This window comes from Caproiciproducens sp. LBM24188 (genome assembly GCF_054130445.1).
The window spans coordinates 474,032-492,447 of the sequence record NZ_CP196862.1; the positions used below are offsets into that span (position 1 = coordinate 474,032).

Here is an 18,416-nt window from a genome sequence, read left to right on the forward strand (position 1 = left end):
CAATGGCATCCATTGTGCAGAGAAATAACCGTTACAATGTCGTTTACCTCTACGACGATGAGGCAACCGGCAAGCGAAAGCAGAAATGGGAAAGCTTCAAGACCATGGCCGATGCAAAGCGCCGGAAAGCTGAGATTGAATATCGGCAGGAAATAGGAACTATGGTAATCCACCAGTGCAAGACGGTGGATGAGCTGCTGAAAGAGTATGTTGCTCTCTATGGCAAGACCACATGGTCCATGTCCGTCTACGGAAGCAATACGGCTCTGATCGAGCATTACATCTCACCAATCATCGGCAGTATGAAGCTCAGTGACGTGACAGCACGGGTTCTGGAGAAGTATTACATGCAGCTTCTGAAGACCCCTTCCGTACACAGAATCACTCAGAAAGCAAATTCAAAAAATGTGATTTATGTGGCTCCGCCGACCGTAAGAAAAATACATAACATTCTTCGCAGCGCTTTTCATCAGGCTGTGAAATGGGAGCTGATGGAGAAGAACCCTGCCATGTATGCAACGGTTCCAAAATCCGAAGCAAAGAAGCGCGAGATCTGGGATGCTCCTACTCTGTTCCGTGCCCTCGAGGTATGTGAGGATGAGCGCCTGAAGCTGGCCATCAACCTGGCATTCGCCTGTTCCCTTCGAATTGGTGAACTGCTTGGCCTGACCTGGGATTGCGTAGACATCTCTCCGGAAAGCATCGCTGCCGGAAAGGCCTATGTCTATGTGAATAAAGAGCTGCAGCGCGTCGATAAGAGTGTTATGAAGGTTTTGGGAAAGAAGGACGTGCTTCGCGTCTTTCCGGAGTTGCGGGAAAGCAATAAAACAGTCCTGGTATTGAAGAAACCAAAGACGGCAACCAGTACCCGCAAGATCTTCCTTCCGAAGACTGTCGCTGAGATGCTGGTAGACTGGAAGCGAGAGCAGGATTTTACGAAAGAAGCCCTTGGCAGTGAATACGCAGATTTCGATCTGGTCATGGCCAATGGCTTGGGCATGCCGACAGAGCAATCCCGTATCACGGCCCTCTTTGCAGAACTGATTGAGAAGAATGATCTGCCCAAGGTCGTCTTTCACAGTCTTCGTCATTCCAGCATCACTTACAAGCTGAAGCTGAACGGCGGCGATATCAAATCTGTTCAGGGCGATTCCGGCCATGCACAGGCGCAGATGGTTACGGATCAGTATTCCCACATTCTCGATGATGACCGCAAAAACAACGCAGCACTGTTTGAGAAGGCCTTTTACAGCGGGAAGGGCTCAGACAGTATTGAGGCACCGGCTGAAACCGGATCCGAAGCAAAAGCTGCCCCTTCAGGTGTGAATCCTGACCTTCTGGCAAAGATACTCAGTAATCCGGAAATGGCAGCGCTGCTGACAACTCTGGCGAAGAGTCTGAACTAAAATAAGGGCCGGATCACCGGCCAACACTTACATAGAGAGTATTGTAAACTCGGATTTCACTCGAACCGAGGATGCAATACTCTCTTTTTTATCATCTTCCCCAGCGAGTACTTTTCAGGGAGATGTGAGATATTCTGTTTAGACTCGCGGTTCGACTGCAGATGGATTTTTGCTCAAAATTGTGCTAAAATTGGCGGTAGATGAAAAATGTTCTTGTTCCCCTTTTTAGAAAAATCCAAAAAACTGCTAAAATGAACCGGTGAACATCTAACGACACCGGTGAACTTGGACGAACACGGAGCAATTCGGAACATGAAAAAAGCCTGACGGATAGCAACTTTCCTGTACATAGGTGAACACAGATGACAAATGTTCAATGGTTCTCCTAAGCAGTAGGCCGGGCGTTCGAGTCGCCCCGGGGACGCCAGAAAAAACGCCGAAAGCCTTGATTTTAGGGCTTTCGGCGTTTCGTTTTATTTCGGTTGGCTTTTTTGCTTCTGAGTGGTTGTGGTTCCCTACGTCTTATTATTTACGTTCCTCAGAAAACCTTTGTGCAGGAATTCTTGCCTGCGCGGAAGGAATTTCAGCTTCCCTTTTATAGGTTATTTTATTCCCAATATATTGATATTTGCCATTCCCTAAAGTTCTTATGGTTACCTCATGGGCAAATAGGCGGTCGGCGTGGTAATCGAGGCACATGACGTTTACGGTTAACTTTATGGTGTTTTTATCAATTGCTGTATAGCTGGTGACTTCCGGTATTAAGGAAGGGTAGTATAAAATGTTTTCGCAGCCGATATCCTGCCAAGGGTATGTCTTGCTGCTAGCATCATACAAGGCTCTTTTCCGGAATTCATTGATGGGAATATCAAAATACGGAAGTATGGTCTTTTCAAATAATTCCGCAGGGATAGCCATATGAGGATATGGATCGTTATAGTAGGGATAATCACTGGCAGAGAGATAGTTGTGGTTCTCTACTCTATACAAATATTCAAACAGGTCATTAAAACACAAATTTCCATAATTATTGGCACTCCAGTTCAGCAAAAACAGATTTACATTTTGATAGCCAATCGGTAGGATATATTTCCTATTCAAATCATAAAGGACTTTATCGACCGGATGCAGCCGGAGCAGCACCGAGGCACCCCAATGCCGATCGGTATAGAGGTCCTGGTAATACAAATCCTGATGATAGGTCATATTCCAATGGAGGATTTTCCTTTTCTCAATGCAGTTCATTTCGAGTTCTCCGTTTTTATTCCAACTGGCTGTTGCATAAATGCAGTAAGGCGTTTTGTTCCGGAATTGAAGCCGTCGATACGATAAGGCGCCAGATGCCAAGACACTCCAGATTTCGGTTTCTGCATCCGTTCCCTGCTGCACCTTTTTCCAAAAAGAATACACTCCGTCCGAATTTTGCAGGTAGTCCGGGTAAACACGGTCACTGTTCATGACAGGATAACCCGCAGAAGATAAAATATTTTCAATTTCATCTATGGTTTCCTGCTTCATTTCATCATCCGCTCCCCAATATTGGGATGGAGCCTTTTCTGCATTTTGGTATATTTTCTGATACAATCTAGAAACTTCAATACACTTTGATTGAATGGTTTCTTTTTCTTTATCGGTTACGGTTGCTGTCTGCGCGAACTCACTTGTACTTTTAGACCCGGATCCATCAGAGCTTGAAGTATTTGTCTGTATAGGACGGTTACGGTCATTTGAATATTTAGAATTCTGCATGAGGAGCAGGAGACTGCCACCCGCCAATACCAAAAACAACACAGCGATGACGATGGATTTCTTCACTTCCCGACACCCCCTTTCTTTAGGATATTACAAATGTAAGATTATTGAGCGGAACCTTTTCTTTCGTTAAACTGCACATAGGATTATTTTATTTCAACCATTTCTACTCCTTCTTGTTTAAACCGAGCGATGGCTTTTTGCGTAAGCGGAATGACGCAAAGATTTGCTGTCCCGGCTCCGTAATATCCATAAAGACCAACTGTGTCATATTGATATATCTTGTTTATCGCTGGCCGTTCGGTTCCATCATCGGAGGGATAATCCCCCCAGAAGTTTTCCTCTGTTTGTATATATAGCTTCTCATACAAATCGCGAATATCGGCATTACTTTGTTCCGGAAGAATGGTTTTAAGCGAGCAAAAGCACATTTTTTCAAATTGTGTGTACAGCGGTTCCTGATCCCCATGCTCATCAAAAGTTAGCTTTATCTCGTAGATGCCATCTTCATTTTTAGAAGTATAGATTGATATGGTCGGCATAGACCAAGTTTGTTCATCTGCGGAAAAACGATAATGAACGGAATCATATTCGAAGCAAGGAGATTGCTCCAGCAGACGGGTCCAGCTTGATATGGGAGGAAGATAGTCTTCTGCATACATCTGTTGATAAATGCGATTAAAGCTCGATATAAAATCGTTTATAAAAGCGGTAAATACCGTTTCACCTTTTTTGTTTTCGGCTGTCTGCGTTGAAAAATGGAATTTATCCGTATGAATCGGCGTGATATCCCACAATTTTTGGATTTCTTGGACTGAATTTTTTTTACCAATTCTTTCGGATGTCACCGTTCCATCGAAATACAGTGTATCGATTTCGTCCTCCTGCTCTTCTCCGGAAATTATAATCTGAACACAGTTGCCCTGCCAGATTACATGCCAGTTATCCGGCTGAAGCATTCCTCCATCGTTTGCAATCTTAATTTTAGATTGTGAAATGATTCCGTTTTTATCTTTTAATACAAGCCGGGCATGAGAAGCTCCAAACGGCCAATCCGGTTCGCCGATTGCCTGAAAACTAACTTGATAGTTGCCATCGATGGACCGAGCGGAATCGATATCCGATATTTTGTACTTTGTGGTATATAGAAAACGACCCAATAGGAGCGCGAAACCAACCCCAATACCAAGGAGCGCCAATGGGATCTTTTTCAATACCTTCATTGTAACTCTTCGCCTTTTATTTCACGTTTTATCTGCGCCATTACTTTTTCAAAATCTTTTTCCGTAAAACCGTCGCGCCGGACAACACAACTTGTTAAATGCGGAAAAGAAAGAATGATAAGGTTCTCTGTTAAAGCAATCTTCTGAATGTCATGATAGGAGAGCCGTGCGATGATTTCATTCCCTGCTTTCAGTTCCAAGTGGTCTTGATAAAAGGCTGTGGTTCCACAACATCCATTTCTGCATAAACGGTATTGTTTGTAACGCAGCCTTCCGAGCAATCTGCTTATGGCATAGCGGAAAAACAGCGCAATTACCAAGCAAACCGACACTAAAATAATATAAACAGAAGACACTGCCTTCCTGTTCAAAAGAAACGACGCCAGAACCACTGCATAAAACAGTGCGCAAAGGCTTACGGTAGCAACAAATGGCACCTTTGTTCTTATGCTTATAATTTCATCCATCCATTCGATGAAATCTCTTTCGCGCAAAGGCAAATTGTTGGCTGCGAGCAGGTCGTTGGTTGGAACAGAGCGATCCGGATTCATCATTTATTTTCCCTCACTTTTTTTATTAAAGATTACAAATGTAAGATATGAAGCAATAGGGGAAAGCTGCTCGGATTGCCGTCGCCTTCAGAGCAGCTTTGCATTTTTCGCAATTACTGAAACTCTTTCGCCAAAACAGATGTTGCAGTTCGATACGCAGCCATACCGTCGGCGCCATCGTTGGAGTTCAGGTAAAACGCGAAGAAGTAAGCGTTATTTTGCGTTTCTGCAAATCCTATAAACCAACCGGCAACATTTTGGTCATTGGCACAACCGGTCCCGGTCTTTCCATACAGGTGAAAGGTTCCATTTGACGCAAGTTCCATGGAATTCTTGACAGCATCAATATTTTTTTCCTGCAAATCAAAACCATTGCGGTACAGTTTTACAAGTGCTTCTACTTGTTCCAATGCGGAGATTTTGATTCCAGTCCCATTCCATAGGCTGTTTGGATCATCGGTTGGATTACCGCTGCCAAACCCAATCTTTTTAAAAAACGCTTTGGTTTGCTCATAATCTGCTATGCGGTCCAATTCATGAAAATACCAGTTCACCGAGGACTTCATAGCAGAATTTAGATCTTGGTCTTTATTCCATGCTGCATAATCATAGGCAGTTCCGTCCCATGCAAGGGTGTTTGATTCGGTGGTAATCACACCTTGCTCCAAAGCATTGAGCGCACTATAGATTTTATAGGTGGAACACGGCGGCATTCTATGGGTAATTTCCGCTTGGTTATAAACGGTATATTGATTTGCGTTCAAGTCAAAAAGTACCCCGCACCCATCGGCACCTTGAAACTCATTGGACCAGTCTGCCTGCGAAATGGATAGCGAGTCCGGCAGCTTGCAATAATCTTCTGAATCATCCGTGCAATACGCTAACACAGGTATTTGACACATGGTTGCGACTGCCAACAGGCAGGCAAAACAGCAACCAAACCTCTTTCTCCGCTTTGTCTCATGACGAAATCCAACAATTTGCTCCAAGCGGTATTTTATTTGGCGCCTACTCTGGCACAGGCCGTTTGCTGTATCAAACCGGGTGTTGCACAGCACGGCAAAATGCAGAACCGTCTGCCCATAGTTGATGCGGGCGGCTTCATTCTCCAAGCCATTCAGCACCGCCCAGTCACAATAGGTTTCTCGGTCACGGCGCATTTGCCGAAAGGCTACCCACACAAAGGGGTTGAACCAAAAAATTGCCTGCACAAAGCAAATAAAGTAATTTGAAACAAGATCTCTATGCTTAATATGTGTCAGTTCGTGGAGTAGAATATGCTCCAACTGCGTTTCAGAGAGCGAATTTAATTTATCTGACGGCAATACAACGAAAGCGGTTTTTACCCCGAAGCTGATTGGTGCCGTGATGAAGCGCGATTGCCTGAGTGCAATGTGTTTCTTTAATTGTAATTTGACACAGCATTTATCAAATAGCGACTGAATTTTTGAGGAGGGGGACAAAGCATACCGGCGAATCATCCGAAGCCGATGGCTGCCGCACCAATATACGCTAAGCAGAACCAATACACCAATCAACCAAATTGTGAGGACAGCAAATACGGCCTGACTGCTTTCCGGTTGGTACATCAGTTCCGCTGTATCTTGAATCCATTCGTGGCTAAGTGGGACATTCTTTGCAGCTGCCGCCTTCGCGCCGGCGATGGCAAATGTCTGCTGCGAAATGGGTTTACTATGGGTGGGTAATTCCAATATTCCTGTTGGCAGGAAGGAAAGCAGCATGGAGAAAAACAGAAGATACCAGCTTATATATTGAAAGCGAAGAGAAAGCCGGTTTCTTAGCAGGTATTTTAATCCAAGCATCAAGCAGATTAGAACAGTGCTCCACAAATTGCAAAAAAGAAATCGTTCTAAAAACATACCTTTTTCCTCTTAACTACGCCGCTTTTTATCTAAAACTTCTTGTAACTCCTCTAAGTCCTTGGGTGAAAGTTCCCTTTGATTTAAAAAGCTAACCACCATTTGATCCATTGCGCCGTCAAAAAAGCGGCTTGCCAGTCTGCGGCTTTCTGCTTCCAGGTAATCTTCTTTTTTTACGCAAGGCGTATAGATAAACACGCGGCTTTCTTTTTCATGGCGAATTGCACTTTTTTTCTCTAAGCGCGAGAGCATCGTATAAATTGTCTTTGGACTCCATTCCTTTTTTTGTGCCAGTCTTTCTGTGATTTCATTTGTGCTAATGGGAGCATATTTCCAAATGATGTCCATCACTTCAAACTCAGCGTCTGAAATCTGCGGTAAAGTTTTCATATTATCGCTCCAAGTCTTACAACTGTAAGATGAATTATAGTCCCGCCTGATTGGTTTGTCAACCCTTCTGATTGCCCACCGTGCAGATGGTTGAGAAAATCGAAAAAAATGCAGGGTGGGAATGCCCCAATGCCCCGCCGCGCGGGCGCGCTCTCTTTACAAAATTAGGGAACTGATGTATGATTAATATCATTATTGGAATGCCGCTTTGCCGGATGGGACCGGCGTGCGGTCAGCCGTGGATTTGCTTTTTGGACCGCGGTTTCACTCGGAACTTGTGCGTGAACGACGGTTCAACGAATATATTACATCCCCTAAAACGCGATCGGTCAGATGGCTGATACCGTTCTTTCGCCTGATTTTTGCGGGGCATGAGCGGGAAACGGCTTTTATCCAAGGAGGAACTATGAGTTATCCGCCCTATATACCATATCAGAATTTCGGAATGTACCAGGTAACACAGGCCGCCAAACACGACCTGCGCAGAACGGCCAATCGGCTTTGCTGGACGCTGATTATTGCCATGTTTGGAATGAGTTTTCTGACGATTGGCTGTCAGTCCCTACTGCATGCATTTGGAATTACGGGGGACTTTTCCAATCCCGATTTTAACGGGATGCCTCCGGTTTTATATTATCTTTCAGATGGAATGGGCTATGTGGTCGGTCTGGCCGTGCCTGTACTCCTTTTTTTTGCCATCTGGAAGATTCCGCTGGACGACGCGCTCGCGTTCCACAAGGCGGGATTTGCAAAAACCGCGGCCTGTGTGTTTTTTGGCACCGCCGTATGCATGCTGGCTAACATTCCGGCGAATATTGTGGTGAATCTTGAAAAGGCGATGGGGTTCAGCGGGAAAATGCCGGAAATGCCGCTGACAGACGACCCGTCGGTGCTGGTTCTGTATTTTATCACCATTGCGGTGATTCCTCCGGTTGTAGAGGAGCTGATGTTCCGCGGGATGATTCTGCATGGGCTGCGGCGTTTTGGCGACGGATTTGCCATTGTTGCTTCCGCTCTTCTATTTGGCTTGTACCACGGCAATTTTGTTCAGTTTGTTTTTGCTTTTCTGGCTGGGCTGGCAATGGCACTGGTGGTTGTGCGCACCGGCTCGCTGTGGACTTCCATTCTGATTCATTTTGTTAACAATTCCATTTCCGTTGGACTGGAGATGGTGCAGCGGTACTACGGGGAGGGACTTGCCAATCAGGTCAATTATGCCGTTATGGCTGCGATGCTTGCACTTGGCTTGTTCGCCCTGATTTGGCTGATGATTAAAGAAAAACGCTTTTTCCGGTTGGGACCCCCGGACCCGCTGCTGCGGATGTCCGCCAAACTCGGTGCAGTTTTTTCCAACCCGGGTGGGGTGGCATTGCTCCTGATTTTCTGCTTCTCCTCCATTATAATCCTGACAAGGTATTGAGCGTAAGATGGACGAAAACGAGAAATGGATGCGCGAGGCGCTTGCGCTCGCGCAGGAAGCTGCCCGGGAGGGCGAAGTGCCGGTTGGTGCTGTGGTGGTGCTGAACGGGCGGGTCGTTGGTTCCGGCCGGAACCGGCGGGAACGGGGAAAAAACGCCCTGTGTCACGCGGAACTGGAGGCCATTGATGAGGCGTGCAAAACGTTGGGTGGCTGGCGGCTCTGGCAGTGCGACCTTTATGTTACACTGGAACCCTGCCCCATGTGCGCCGGGGCGATGATTAATGCGCGGATTCCCCGCGTGTTTTACGGCGCGAAAGACCCAAAAGCCGGTTCGTGCGGTTCGGTTGTGAACCTGTTTGAACTTCCGTACAACCATAAGCCGGAGCTGACCGGGGGCGTGTTGGAGCAGGAATGTGCGGATTTGCTGAAAGAGTTTTTCCGCAATCTTCGGAAGAATCGCCGGGACAGTTCCGGTGAAAATCAATAAAGAAATGAAAAGCAGTAATTTATCAGACGGAGAGGGCAAAACCCTAGAATCAAAATGAAATCAAATGAAAAAGCCTGACGGGATAACACGGCACATGCCGGTTCCGTCAGGCTTTTCTTTTCTCCTGCAAGGGAGATACGGTTCTGTTTTTCATCGATTCTGTATTTGTTTTGCATTTCGCCCGGAAAAGCAGCCATTGGCCAAGTTCCCCAATGGAGGAAGAACCCCACCGGTTAGGCCGTTTTATTTTTTGCGGGTAAACTGGTTTTTGTCCAGGTAGAGTGTGTTGCCATCCAGCTTCAGCTGATACGTGTTTTTGATGTCTTTCATCAGGATGCGGTACTGAATTGTAATGCGATCGTCTTCAATCTGATAGGTGCCCTTAAACGAGCCAAGATTGAGGGCTTGTATTTTCATTTTCCCATCTGGCTGAAACTGATATTTTGTCAGCCCATAAGCGTCGCTCCATTCCCCAACAATGGTGTCCGGGTTGGTGCTTGCTTTTACGGTGGTGCATCCCGTAAAGGAAAAAATCATGATTACTGTCAGAAGAACCGTCAAAATTCTTTGTTTCATCCGTGTCCTCCTTTGCGATATTCAAATACAATTCAGGATTGCATGGAATCTTCGCGCACAGACATTCTAGCACTATTTTCAGCTTTTGCCAAGGTGGGGAAAATTGGAGAAAAGGGAATCTGCACTTCAGGAAAAGGGGAACAGTGTCCCAAAATAGTCCCATTGAAGGTGAAATTAGAACATTTGTTCTAAAAACTATTGAAATGCTTCTTTTTTTCTACTAGTATGGAATTATAACATCAATTCTAGTCCAGCGGAACGTACTGCTGAAGAATGGGACAAACGGAGGATGAAAGGAGCATTATGGATTATTACGAATGGGGGATGCAGTACCTGGGGGAGGCGCAAAGCTTGAAAGAACGTCTTTTGCTGCTGCGCCGTAAAGTAAGGGAGTGCGACAACGAAACGGCGCTGAAGCTGTGCCGGCGCATTTCCATGCTGAACGAAATGTACCTGGAGTGCCTGCATACGGGCAAATACCTGATTGAATACGGAGGAAGTCATGAGGAGAAAATCAAATCTCAGTCTTGATTTGTTTGGGGACAGGCTAAACCTTACCCCGCCCACGGACGAGGAGGACGGGGAATACCGCCGAATGCTGTGGGCCTTAAAACGCGCGATGGACGGGGAACTGACCGCGCGGCAGAAGGAGTGCATCCGGCTGAGGTATTTAGAGGGAAAGGGCGTTTATGAATCCGCCGCCCAGCTGGGGATCAGCGCGCCGACCGTTTCCAAGCATTTAAAAAAAGCGCGGGGTCGTCTGGAAAAAGTGATGCGGTATTCTTTTCCCAGATTGAACTGAAGTACGGTGGTAGTTCCGCTTCCATAGTCCCGCTTATTATTATTCAAAAAAGGAGGAAAACGATGCATCGTTTTCCTCCTTTTTTATTCTGTTTCAGCGATTACTGCGCCGCCTGTATGGTTCCGCCGCCAAGGACCAGATCATCATCGTAAAAGACGACGGCCTGTCCGGGTGTGATGGCGCGCTGGGGCGTTTCAAATTCCACGCGGATGGTTCCATCCGAAAGGGGAACCAGCTTCGCAGGGGCAGGCTGAGCCTGATAGCGCACCTTGACCTGTGCGGGAATTTCATGGTCGAGCGTGTCGAACGGAATGAAATTTAAATCCGCCGCGATGAGGGAAGAAGAATACTGGCTGCCTTCCTCGCCAAGCGTAACTTCATTGCGTTCGGTGTCAATTTTCGTCACATACATCGGCTGCCCAAACGCGACGCCAAGGCCTTTGCGCTGGCCAATGGTGTAGTGTGTAATGCCGCGGTGGCGGCCGATTACCCTGCCGTTTTTGTCGACAAAATTGCCCTGTGGGGCCTTTTGACCGGTGTACTTTTCGATAAAACCGGCGTAATCCTTGTTTTCGACAAAGCAGATTTCCTGGCTGTCCGGTTTATGTGCAACGGGAAGTCCCGCTTCTTCCGCCAGCGCCCGCGCCTGCGGCTTAGTATAACTGCCAAGCGGCATCAGCGTATGGGCAAGCTGATCCTGTGTAAAGGAATACAACACATAGCTTTGATCCTTACTGTTGTTTGCCCGCCGCAGCAGCCACCGCCCGGCTTCGTTCTGCTCAATCCGTGCGTAGTGTCCGGTTGCAACATAGTCAAAATCCAGCTCCCGCGCACGGCGGAGCATGGCGTCGAATTTTACATACCGGTTGCACGCAATGCAGGGATTGGGCGTCCGTCCGGCCGCGTATTGCGCAGCAAAGTAATCAATGACCTGCTTTTCAAAAATATCCTGAAAATTGAGCACCAGGTGCTCAATGCCGAGTTTGTAGGCGACCCGGCGCGCATCGTCAATATCATCCAGCGAGCAGCAGCCGCCCGCGGAGCACTGCTGCATGTATTCATCGGGGCGCAGGCGCATGGTAACACCCGTTACATCATATCCTGCGCGCAGCAGCAGCAGTGCGGCCACGGAACTGTCCACACCGCCGCTCATGCCAAGCATAACCTTTTTCTTCATTCGCGTTACAGCTCCGGCGGAATGGGTTCGTCGTCATCCGCTGCCTCTTCCGGAACTTCATCCGCGAACGCAAAAGAGGGCACAGCGATGTCTTCAGGGGATTCCTTGGCGGGAGCGGAGGGTTCCTCCATTGGTCCTTCCGCGGGGACGTCCACGTCGTCCAAGGAATCGGTGTCGCCGCAGTACGGGCAGAAATCGCAGTCGTCGACGCAGTCGGCTGCGGAATCCTCTTCACAGCCTTTGGGCGAGGCAATTTCGTCCAGCTTGGCGAAGGCTTTTTTCATGCGGCGGTCGGAAAAGTCCACAGCACGGCACAAGTGCTCGGTTTCTTCGTTTTCCGGGTCGCGAAGATGCTGATAATAGTATTTGCCCAAAGCGGCGAAAGCACGCGCCTCGTTGTCCCGCTCGTTTTTAATGACGATGCGGAGGCGGTTCATGACGGCCGCTTTACGGTTTTTTTCGACGAGATAGTCCACGGCTTTTGTTACATTGCCGGTTACGGATTCGATAAAGTTCATAAGCGCTCCTCCGGCCGCATAGGCGGCAAATAAAAAATAAATCTTCTTGCATTATTATAGCGCAAAAGTGCCAAAAATAACAGTACGGAATTGGTATTGTAAAAAATATCGGCAGAACCCCTAAGTTTATTAGGGCTTGTCTGCAAAATGCTGAAAAGGTTGCCGATAGGCGCGGCTGCCTTGGAACGGGAGACTGCAGCCGGTGGGTTCGCTTTGGAAAGGAAAAGCGGAAAAAACTTGCATTTTAGTTCCGATTGGGGTCTTTTTCTTTTTTAGAATAGGACTTGGTGCCCGGCGACAGAATTTTACAGAAACCTCATACCGTTCTACGCTAAAATGAACCAGAACTTCTGCGTTTTCGAATCCGTATTCCTTTTTTCCCCTTTGTGTGATATAATTACAAAATATGCAAAGGCAAAGGGAGGCAAACCGGAATGTCAACGCAGATGAACAGGGATGTGAGCTGCCCGCACTGTGGCGCCGCAGTAAAAACCAGAATGTATCCCGGCATTGGGGCCGACGAATCTCCCGAATTAAGGGAGCACGTGCTGGATGAAACGCTTTTTGACTGGAAGTGCCCGGCGTGCGGCTATGAAGCGGAGCTGGTATATCCCTGTCTTTATCATGATAAAGAACATAATTTTATGGTTTATGTGGTGCCCAACGGAAACGAATGTGAAATTGCGTCGGTGGATGTATCCAAAGAATTTCCACAGCTTTCCGGAATGCGGAAGCGCGTGGTGATTTCCTTGGCGGGGCTAAAAGAAAAAATACTGATTTTTGAAGCTGGCCTGGACGATACTGCGGTGGAACTGACCAAGCTGGCGTTGACGGATGTTGCGGCGCAGAAGCACGGCGCAGTGGTGGATTCCTGCTATTTCTGTTCGGCGGATGAAGAGGCCGAACGGATTACTTTTTCCTTTTTCCTGCATGGGGAAAGCAAGCCCGTGGTGCAGGGTACGCGGATGGATGTGTACCGCAAATCGCTGGAAATTGTAGAAAGCATTGGCCGGCCCGGCGAAGAATTCTGTGCGGTGGATGCCGGCGCCGCGCAACAGATTCTGCGGGCATACCGCGGAGAGGACTAGGCCCTGCGATGGGGTTTTGAAAGTGAAAGGAAGGTCATAAACAGATGTGTGGACTTTGCGGATTTACAGGAGAAGTGATTGACCGCGACGCGGTGATTCAGCGCATGACGGACCGGATTACCCACCGCGGACCGGATTCCAGCGGCGTTTACCAGGACGATTCCATTTCAATGGGATTCCGCAGATTAAGCATTATTGATATTGCTTCTACGGGGGATCAGCCGATTTACAACGAGGACAAAACGCTGGTGCTTACGTTTAACGGGGAGATTTACAACTATCAGGAGCTGCGCAAAATCCTGATGGAGAAGGGCCACCGGTTTTACACCAACACGGATTCCGAAGTGCTGGTCCACGGGTTTGAGGAATGGAAGGAAGACCTTCTGAACCGGCTGCGCGGCATGTTTGCGTTTGCCATCTGGAACACAAAGGACCACAGTTTGTTTATTGCCCGCGACTTTTTCGGCATTAAGCCCATGCATTACACGCAGGTTGGGGAACATTTCGTTTATGGCTCTGAAATCAAGAGCATTCTGGAATTCCCCGGGTTCGAGAAAAAGTTTAACCTCAACGCACTGAACAATTACATTTCCTTTGAATATTCCGTGCCGCCGGAAACGTTTTTTGAAAACGTATTCTGCCTGATGCCTGCCCATTACCTGTGGTACCGCGACGGCAAGGTGGAAACTCACCGTTACTGGGAACCGAAATTCTGCCCGGACGAGGAAATGACAGAGGAACAGGCGGTTGCCGAAATCGAGAAGGTGTTCGAGGACTCGGTCGCCGCGCACAAAATCAGCGACGTGGAGGTCGGTTGCTTCCTTTCCAGCGGCGTGGACTCCAGCTATGTTTCCACCTATTTTGCGGGGCAGAAAACCTTTACCGTCGGCTTTGACAACGGCGAAAAGTACAACGAAATCAGCTGGGCGAAGAACCTTTCCGAAAAGGTCGGGGTGGAGCATCACTGCAAGGTAATTTCCGCCGACGAGTACTGGGGCAATATCCGCAAGGTACAGTACCATATGGACCAGCCTTTAGCGGATGCCTCCTGCATTGCGCTGTATTTTGTTTCCAAAATGGCGAGCGAATATGTGAAGGTAGTACTTTCTGGCGAAGGCGCGGACGAACTGTTCGGCGGTTACAACATTTACCACGAACCAGATGATTTTGCAGCCTATAAAAAGCTTCCGTTAGGGCTGCGCAAGGTACTGGCGAAAATCGCAAAATCACTACCGTTTTCCTTTAAGGGCAAGAATTTCCTCATTCGCGGCGCTCAGCCGATTGAAGAAATGTTCTATGGCAACTGCAGCATGTTTACCATGGAAGAAAAGCGCAGCCTGCTGAAAGACACCATTCCGGTTACACGCCCGCAGGAATTGACGAAAAAGTACTACGACCGCGTAAAGGACCAGGACGACGTGACCAAGATGCAGTATCTGGACATCAACGTGTGGTTGGTGGGCGATATTCTGCTGAAGGCCGACCGCATGAGCATGGCGAACTCCTTGGAGCTGCGCGTGCCGTTCCTGGACAAAGAAGTGTTCGGCGTGGCGTCCCGCATTCCGCGCAAACTGCGTGTGAATCCGCAAAACACCAAGTACGCCATGCGCAAGGCTGCTATGAAGCATCTGCCTGAAGCGACTGCGCAGAAGAAAAAGCTGGGCTTCCCCGTACCGACCAGAGTATGGCTCCGCGAGGAGAAATACTACAATATCGTGAAAAAGGCGTTTACGAGCGACACTGCGAAGCAGTTCTTCAATACCGACGTGCTGATGCGCTTCTTGGATGACCATTACAACGGGAAATGCGACAACAACCGAAAGATCTGGACGATTTTCGTCTTTTTGATTTGGTATGACATTTACTTTAACAATGGTTCGCATGAACCGGGCGACATGCCGAATCTGCAATAATACGAATCCGTAATAATATAAATAAGATAAGGGCGGCGGATTGTAATCCGCCGCCCTTTGTTTTATTCCGCAATCAATCCCAAATGCTCCAACGCATGGTAGATGCCGTCCTCAAACACGGAACTAGTCACGTACCCGGCGCGCTGCTTGACTTCTTCCACGGCGTTCCCCATGGCGACCCCGAAGCCTACCGTCTCCATCATGGAAATATCGTTGTAGCCGTCGCCGAACGCGATGGTGTCGCTCCGGTCGATTCCGGAGTATTCCAGCAGGGCACGGATGCCGCCGGCTTTGTCTTCCCCGCGGAAGCTCAGGTCGGCTGCGCGGTTGCCCGGATGGTAGTTCAGCACCATGGTGTCGTCAAATGCGGGGCGGCAGCGGTGGTATTCCTCCTCATCCCGGAACAGGAAATCCATCATGCTCGCGTGCACGTTCTCCGGTCTCCAATCCATCACCAAGTAATCCGGAATGCCGTAAGCCTCATTCAGCCATTTTGGATACCGTTCGGAAATATTCCTTCCCCAGGCGTGGTCTTTTCCGACGAACGTATAGCGGCAGCCATAAGAATCGAAGTGCCGCATGAGCGTTTTGACCCGTTCGGTCGAGAATTCCCGCGTTAGCACCGTGGTGCCGTCAAACACTACGTGGGCACCGTTCAGTGCGACATACGTTTGAAACAGGCCGGGGAAATACCGGTGAATAAAGACTTCCGGTCGGCCGGAACAGATTGCAATGCGGTGCCCGTTTTGGCGCAGCTTCTCCAGCGCCTGAAGTGCGCTTGGCGGAATGCAGAACGGGCGGCCGTCTTTTGTGGAAAGAAGCGTACCGTCCACATCGAAAAAGATTAATTTTTTCTTCATTGGAAACTCCTTTCATGCGCCGTATGGATTCGATATTTAGGATAGCCGGCTTTCTTCCAGGTAAAAATACAGTGCTGCACAAACACGGGACAGATCGGGCTTTGAACTTCTGCAAAAGCGGAGGAGATTAATCTTTTGCCGAAGAAATTCTTCGATGTTTTGAATTGGAATTCAGTATAAGTTTTCCAAAAAAGGCGAAACTAAATCCGAGGTGATAATGTGGAATATGTATGGGCATTTTTAATCGGCGGAGCCATCTGCGCGGTTGGGCAGGTGTTGATTGACTTTACCAAAATGACCCCTGCACGGATTCTGGTTTTGTTCGTCACACTGGGCGTTTTGCTGACTGCACTGGGCGTATATGAGCCCCTGGTGAAATTAGCCGGGGCAGGCGCGACCGTTCCGCTGACCGGGTTCGGGTACCTAATGGCGAAAGGAACCATGGAAGCCGTGCAGCAGAAAGGGGTGCTCGGCGCGTTATCCGGCGGAGTGACCGCCAGCGCAGCAGGGGTTGCGGCGGCGGTCTTTTTCGGATACTTTGCGTCGCTGGTCGCCCGGTCGGGCGATAAAAGCTAAATGCCCCGCGAAGCGGTACCGCCGAAACGAGCCAATCGAATACTAGAAAACGGGCAGGTGTTCACCTGCCCGTAGCATTATGCGAATTTAAAATGATTCGTTACTGAATGGAATTGTTCAAATATTGCTCTAGTTCTTCTTCGTCTTTGCGCTTTTTTTCGAAGTATAGGGTGACAGCAACAACGGCGGTAGCGATCGCGGCTACTGCGGAAATTACTGACAACAGTATGCTGAATGTACTGTTCTTTTTCAACAAGAGCACCTCCGTCTCAAATCTGCAGCTCTGTTTGTAGGTTCTTTTTCTATATGATAACGAATAAATGAACAAATGTCAATTGCAATCATTCGTGGCTTTTAGGAACCTGCGGGTATAAAAAAAGCAGGGCGCGAGGCTCTGCTTTTGCTTTTAAACCGCGTACAAGGTTATGCGTTGGCTGCGTTCAGTTTACGGGCAAGAGCCGACTTCTTTCTCGCGGCGGTATTCTTGTGCAGAATGCCCTTCGCAGCGGCCTGGTCAATCGCTTTGACGGCGACTTTCACGGCTTCCACCTTGTCGGACGCTCCGCTCTCGATGGCAAGGTTAGCCTTCTTTATATTGGTCTTTAAACCGGAATTGATTTGTTTATTAAACTGAGTCTTAGTGGCAATAACCTTTACGCGCTTTTTCGCTGATTTGATGTTTGGCATGATCACACCTCCTTTGGCATCGTCACATAGTAATAATATTATCATTTACAAGCCTAAATTGCAAGGGTTTTTCGAAAAAATATACTGGGAGCTGATAAAGTGATTTTACGAACTGATTTGGCACTGGAAAATACCGAACCGCAGAAACAGGTCCGGCGCGAAGAAGACGGCTGCGTGGTTACGCACATTGATGAGGACGGCAAGTCTTACATCACAGTGGAAGTGCCAGCCATTTCCGACCATTTGGACGCCGACCGGGGCGTGCTGAAACTGGTAGTGGAAGAGCTAAATACCCTGCTGCCGAAAGAAGGCATGGCACTGGTCGCCGGCCTTGGTAACCGGGCTATTACGCCGGACGCGATTGGGCCCATGACGGCGGAAAATGTGATGGCAACCCGCCATATTACGGGCGAGGTTGCACGCCTGACCGGGCTGGAGGACTTGCGCCCGGTAGCGGTGATTGCGCCCGGGGTCCTGGGCAACACCGGAATTGAAGCGATGGAACTGTTGAAGGCACTGGTCCACAAGCTGAAGCCTTCGGTTGTGATTGCGGTGGACGCACTGGCCGCCCGCAGCCCTGCCCGGCTGGGCTGCACGGTTCAGCTCAGTTCGGCTGGTATTTCCCCGGGGGCCGGCGTGGGCAATGCCCGGCCGCGCATTGATGAAAGCACCCTGGGAGTCCCGGTTATCGGGATGGGTATTCCCACTATGGTGGACGCGACTACGCTTGCCTATGACCTGCTGGGGGAGGAGTACCGCGATGCTATGGACAAGGTGGAGCCCCGAGGAGCCCCAATGATGGTTACGCCCCGGGAAATCGACTTAATCATCGGGCGGGGCGCACGGCTGTTGGGCATGGGAGTGAATCTGGCGCTGAACCCGAGCCTTTCGGTGGAGGAATTTGAGGAGCTGATCTAAGTGCCTGTTTGTTTTCCGCGCGATTTAGGACGAGCCTCGTAGTCGGAACCTTCGCCGGATTTTATGCTTTGTCCCGTAGAAAATCACGCCGCACGGCCGGTCACCATTTCGGAAGAAGTCCTTAACATGAAACCGGGTCAATCCGCATAGAATGGTAACGGGCGTGGCGAATCATGTGCCAGGCCGATTGTT

Annotated in this window: 20 protein-coding genes; 9 read left to right on the forward strand and 11 right to left on the reverse strand. The window is 48.7% G+C overall.

Annotation, left to right across the window (positions count from 1 at the left end; translation table 11 throughout):
* Positions 1 to 2: 2 nt before the first annotated feature.
* Positions 3 to 1,406, forward strand: a complete 1,404-nt coding sequence (locus tag ACSVDI_RS02195) for a tyrosine-type recombinase/integrase (RefSeq protein ID WP_306569398.1) — start codon at positions 3 to 5, stop codon at positions 1,404 to 1,406.
* Between the two features lie 525 nt (positions 1,407 to 1,931).
* Here ACSVDI_RS02195 and ACSVDI_RS02200 read toward each other — a convergent pair.
* The 5 genes from ACSVDI_RS02200 to ACSVDI_RS02220 form a co-directional block, all read right to left on the reverse strand.
* The gene (locus tag ACSVDI_RS02200) at positions 1,932 to 3,221 is read right to left on the reverse strand and encodes a DUF6070 family protein (protein ID WP_457944367.1); all 1,290 of its coding nucleotides are present in this window, start codon (positions 3,219 to 3,221) and stop codon (positions 1,932 to 1,934) included.
* Positions 3,222 to 3,304: 83 nt separating this feature from the next.
* Positions 3,305 to 4,381 (reverse strand): hypothetical protein, encoded by a 1,077-nt coding sequence (locus tag ACSVDI_RS02205; protein WP_457944368.1) that lies wholly within the window; start codon positions 4,379 to 4,381, stop codon positions 3,305 to 3,307.
* Entirely contained in the window at positions 4,378 to 4,935 is a 558-nt protein-coding gene (locus tag ACSVDI_RS02210; protein ID WP_457944370.1) for a YcxB family protein, read from the reverse strand. Before ACSVDI_RS02210 ends, ACSVDI_RS02205 begins: the two co-directional genes overlap by 4 nt.
* Before the next feature lie 110 nt (positions 4,936 to 5,045).
* The gene (locus ACSVDI_RS02215; protein ID WP_457944372.1) at positions 5,046 to 6,812 is read right to left on the reverse strand and encodes a BlaR1 family beta-lactam sensor/signal transducer; all 1,767 of its coding nucleotides are present in this window, start codon (positions 6,810 to 6,812) and stop codon (positions 5,046 to 5,048) included.
* Between the two features lie 12 nt (positions 6,813 to 6,824).
* Positions 6,825 to 7,202 carry a BlaI/MecI/CopY family transcriptional regulator gene (locus tag ACSVDI_RS02220; RefSeq protein ID WP_457944373.1) on the reverse strand — a complete coding sequence of 126 codons (378 nt, stop codon included), beginning with the start codon at positions 7,200 to 7,202 and terminating at the stop codon, positions 6,825 to 6,827.
* A 406-nt stretch (positions 7,203 to 7,608) separates the two neighbouring features.
* Here ACSVDI_RS02220 and ACSVDI_RS02225 point away from each other — a divergent pair, with 406 nt between their 5' ends.
* Complete coding sequence (locus tag ACSVDI_RS02225; protein WP_457944374.1) at positions 7,609 to 8,622, forward strand: CPBP family intramembrane glutamic endopeptidase; 1,014 nt, start codon at positions 7,609 to 7,611, stop codon at positions 8,620 to 8,622.
* Positions 8,623 to 8,629: 7 nt separating this feature from the next.
* Positions 8,630 to 9,109, forward strand: a complete 480-nt coding sequence (gene tadA, locus ACSVDI_RS02230) for a tRNA adenosine(34) deaminase TadA (protein ID WP_457944376.1) — start codon at positions 8,630 to 8,632, stop codon at positions 9,107 to 9,109.
* A gap of 243 nt (positions 9,110 to 9,352) precedes the next feature.
* Here tadA and ACSVDI_RS02235 read toward each other — a convergent pair whose 3' ends face one another.
* Entirely contained in the window at positions 9,353 to 9,685 is a 333-nt protein-coding gene (locus ACSVDI_RS02235) for a DUF5640 domain-containing protein (protein ID WP_457944378.1), read from the reverse strand.
* A 303-nt stretch (positions 9,686 to 9,988) separates the two neighbouring features.
* Here ACSVDI_RS02235 and ACSVDI_RS02240 point away from each other — a divergent pair, with 303 nt between their 5' ends.
* Positions 9,989 to 10,216 (forward strand): hypothetical protein, encoded by a 228-nt coding sequence (locus tag ACSVDI_RS02240; protein WP_457944379.1) that lies wholly within the window; start codon positions 9,989 to 9,991, stop codon positions 10,214 to 10,216.
* Positions 10,188 to 10,487: an RNA polymerase sigma factor gene (locus ACSVDI_RS02245; RefSeq protein ID WP_457944381.1), complete on the forward strand. Its 300-nt coding sequence runs from the start codon at positions 10,188 to 10,190 to the stop codon at positions 10,485 to 10,487. The genes ACSVDI_RS02240 and ACSVDI_RS02245 overlap by 29 nt, the downstream gene beginning before the upstream one ends.
* A gap of 100 nt (positions 10,488 to 10,587) precedes the next feature.
* On the opposite strand, the gene mnmA is transcribed toward ACSVDI_RS02245, so the two are convergent.
* A complete protein-coding gene (gene mnmA / locus ACSVDI_RS02250) occupies positions 10,588 to 11,664 on the reverse strand; it encodes a tRNA 2-thiouridine(34) synthase MnmA (RefSeq protein WP_457944383.1) in 1,077 nt (358 codons plus the stop codon).
* A gap of 5 nt (positions 11,665 to 11,669) precedes the next feature.
* Positions 11,670 to 12,182: a hypothetical protein gene (locus ACSVDI_RS02255; RefSeq protein ID WP_457944385.1), complete on the reverse strand. Its 513-nt coding sequence runs from the start codon at positions 12,180 to 12,182 to the stop codon at positions 11,670 to 11,672.
* Between the two features lie 434 nt (positions 12,183 to 12,616).
* On the opposite strand from ACSVDI_RS02255, the gene ACSVDI_RS02260 reads away from it, so the two are divergent.
* The gene (locus tag ACSVDI_RS02260) at positions 12,617 to 13,270 is read left to right on the forward strand and encodes a CpXC domain-containing protein (RefSeq protein ID WP_457944387.1); all 654 of its coding nucleotides are present in this window, start codon (positions 12,617 to 12,619) and stop codon (positions 13,268 to 13,270) included.
* Positions 13,271 to 13,314: 44 nt separating this feature from the next.
* Entirely contained in the window at positions 13,315 to 15,183 is a 1,869-nt protein-coding gene (gene asnB / locus ACSVDI_RS02265) for an asparagine synthase (glutamine-hydrolyzing) (RefSeq protein ID WP_457944389.1), read from the forward strand.
* A 62-nt stretch (positions 15,184 to 15,245) separates the two neighbouring features.
* Here the strand turns inward: asnB and ACSVDI_RS02270 are convergent, their stop codons facing one another.
* The gene (locus tag ACSVDI_RS02270) at positions 15,246 to 16,043 is read right to left on the reverse strand and encodes an HAD family hydrolase (protein WP_457944390.1); all 798 of its coding nucleotides are present in this window, start codon (positions 16,041 to 16,043) and stop codon (positions 15,246 to 15,248) included.
* Positions 16,044 to 16,262: 219 nt separating this feature from the next.
* Here ACSVDI_RS02270 and spoVAE point away from each other — a divergent pair, with 219 nt between their 5' ends.
* Positions 16,263 to 16,619, forward strand: a complete 357-nt coding sequence (gene spoVAE, locus ACSVDI_RS02275; RefSeq protein WP_457944392.1) for a stage V sporulation protein AE — start codon at positions 16,263 to 16,265, stop codon at positions 16,617 to 16,619.
* Between the two features lie 100 nt (positions 16,620 to 16,719).
* Here spoVAE and ACSVDI_RS02280 read toward each other — a convergent pair whose 3' ends face one another.
* Together ACSVDI_RS02280 and rpsT are read right to left on the reverse strand one after the other, a co-directional pair.
* Entirely contained in the window at positions 16,720 to 16,872 is a 153-nt protein-coding gene (locus tag ACSVDI_RS02280; RefSeq protein ID WP_457944394.1) for a hypothetical protein, read from the reverse strand.
* A 170-nt stretch (positions 16,873 to 17,042) separates the two neighbouring features.
* On the reverse strand, positions 17,043 to 17,306 hold the full coding sequence (gene rpsT, locus ACSVDI_RS02285) for a 30S ribosomal protein S20 (RefSeq protein WP_457944395.1): 264 nt from the start codon (positions 17,304 to 17,306) through the stop codon (positions 17,043 to 17,045).
* A gap of 99 nt (positions 17,307 to 17,405) precedes the next feature.
* Between rpsT and gpr the strand changes: the two genes are divergently transcribed.
* Positions 17,406 to 18,224: a GPR endopeptidase gene (gene gpr, locus ACSVDI_RS02290; RefSeq protein WP_457944396.1), complete on the forward strand. Its 819-nt coding sequence runs from the start codon at positions 17,406 to 17,408 to the stop codon at positions 18,222 to 18,224.
* Positions 18,225 to 18,416 lie beyond the last annotated feature (192 nt).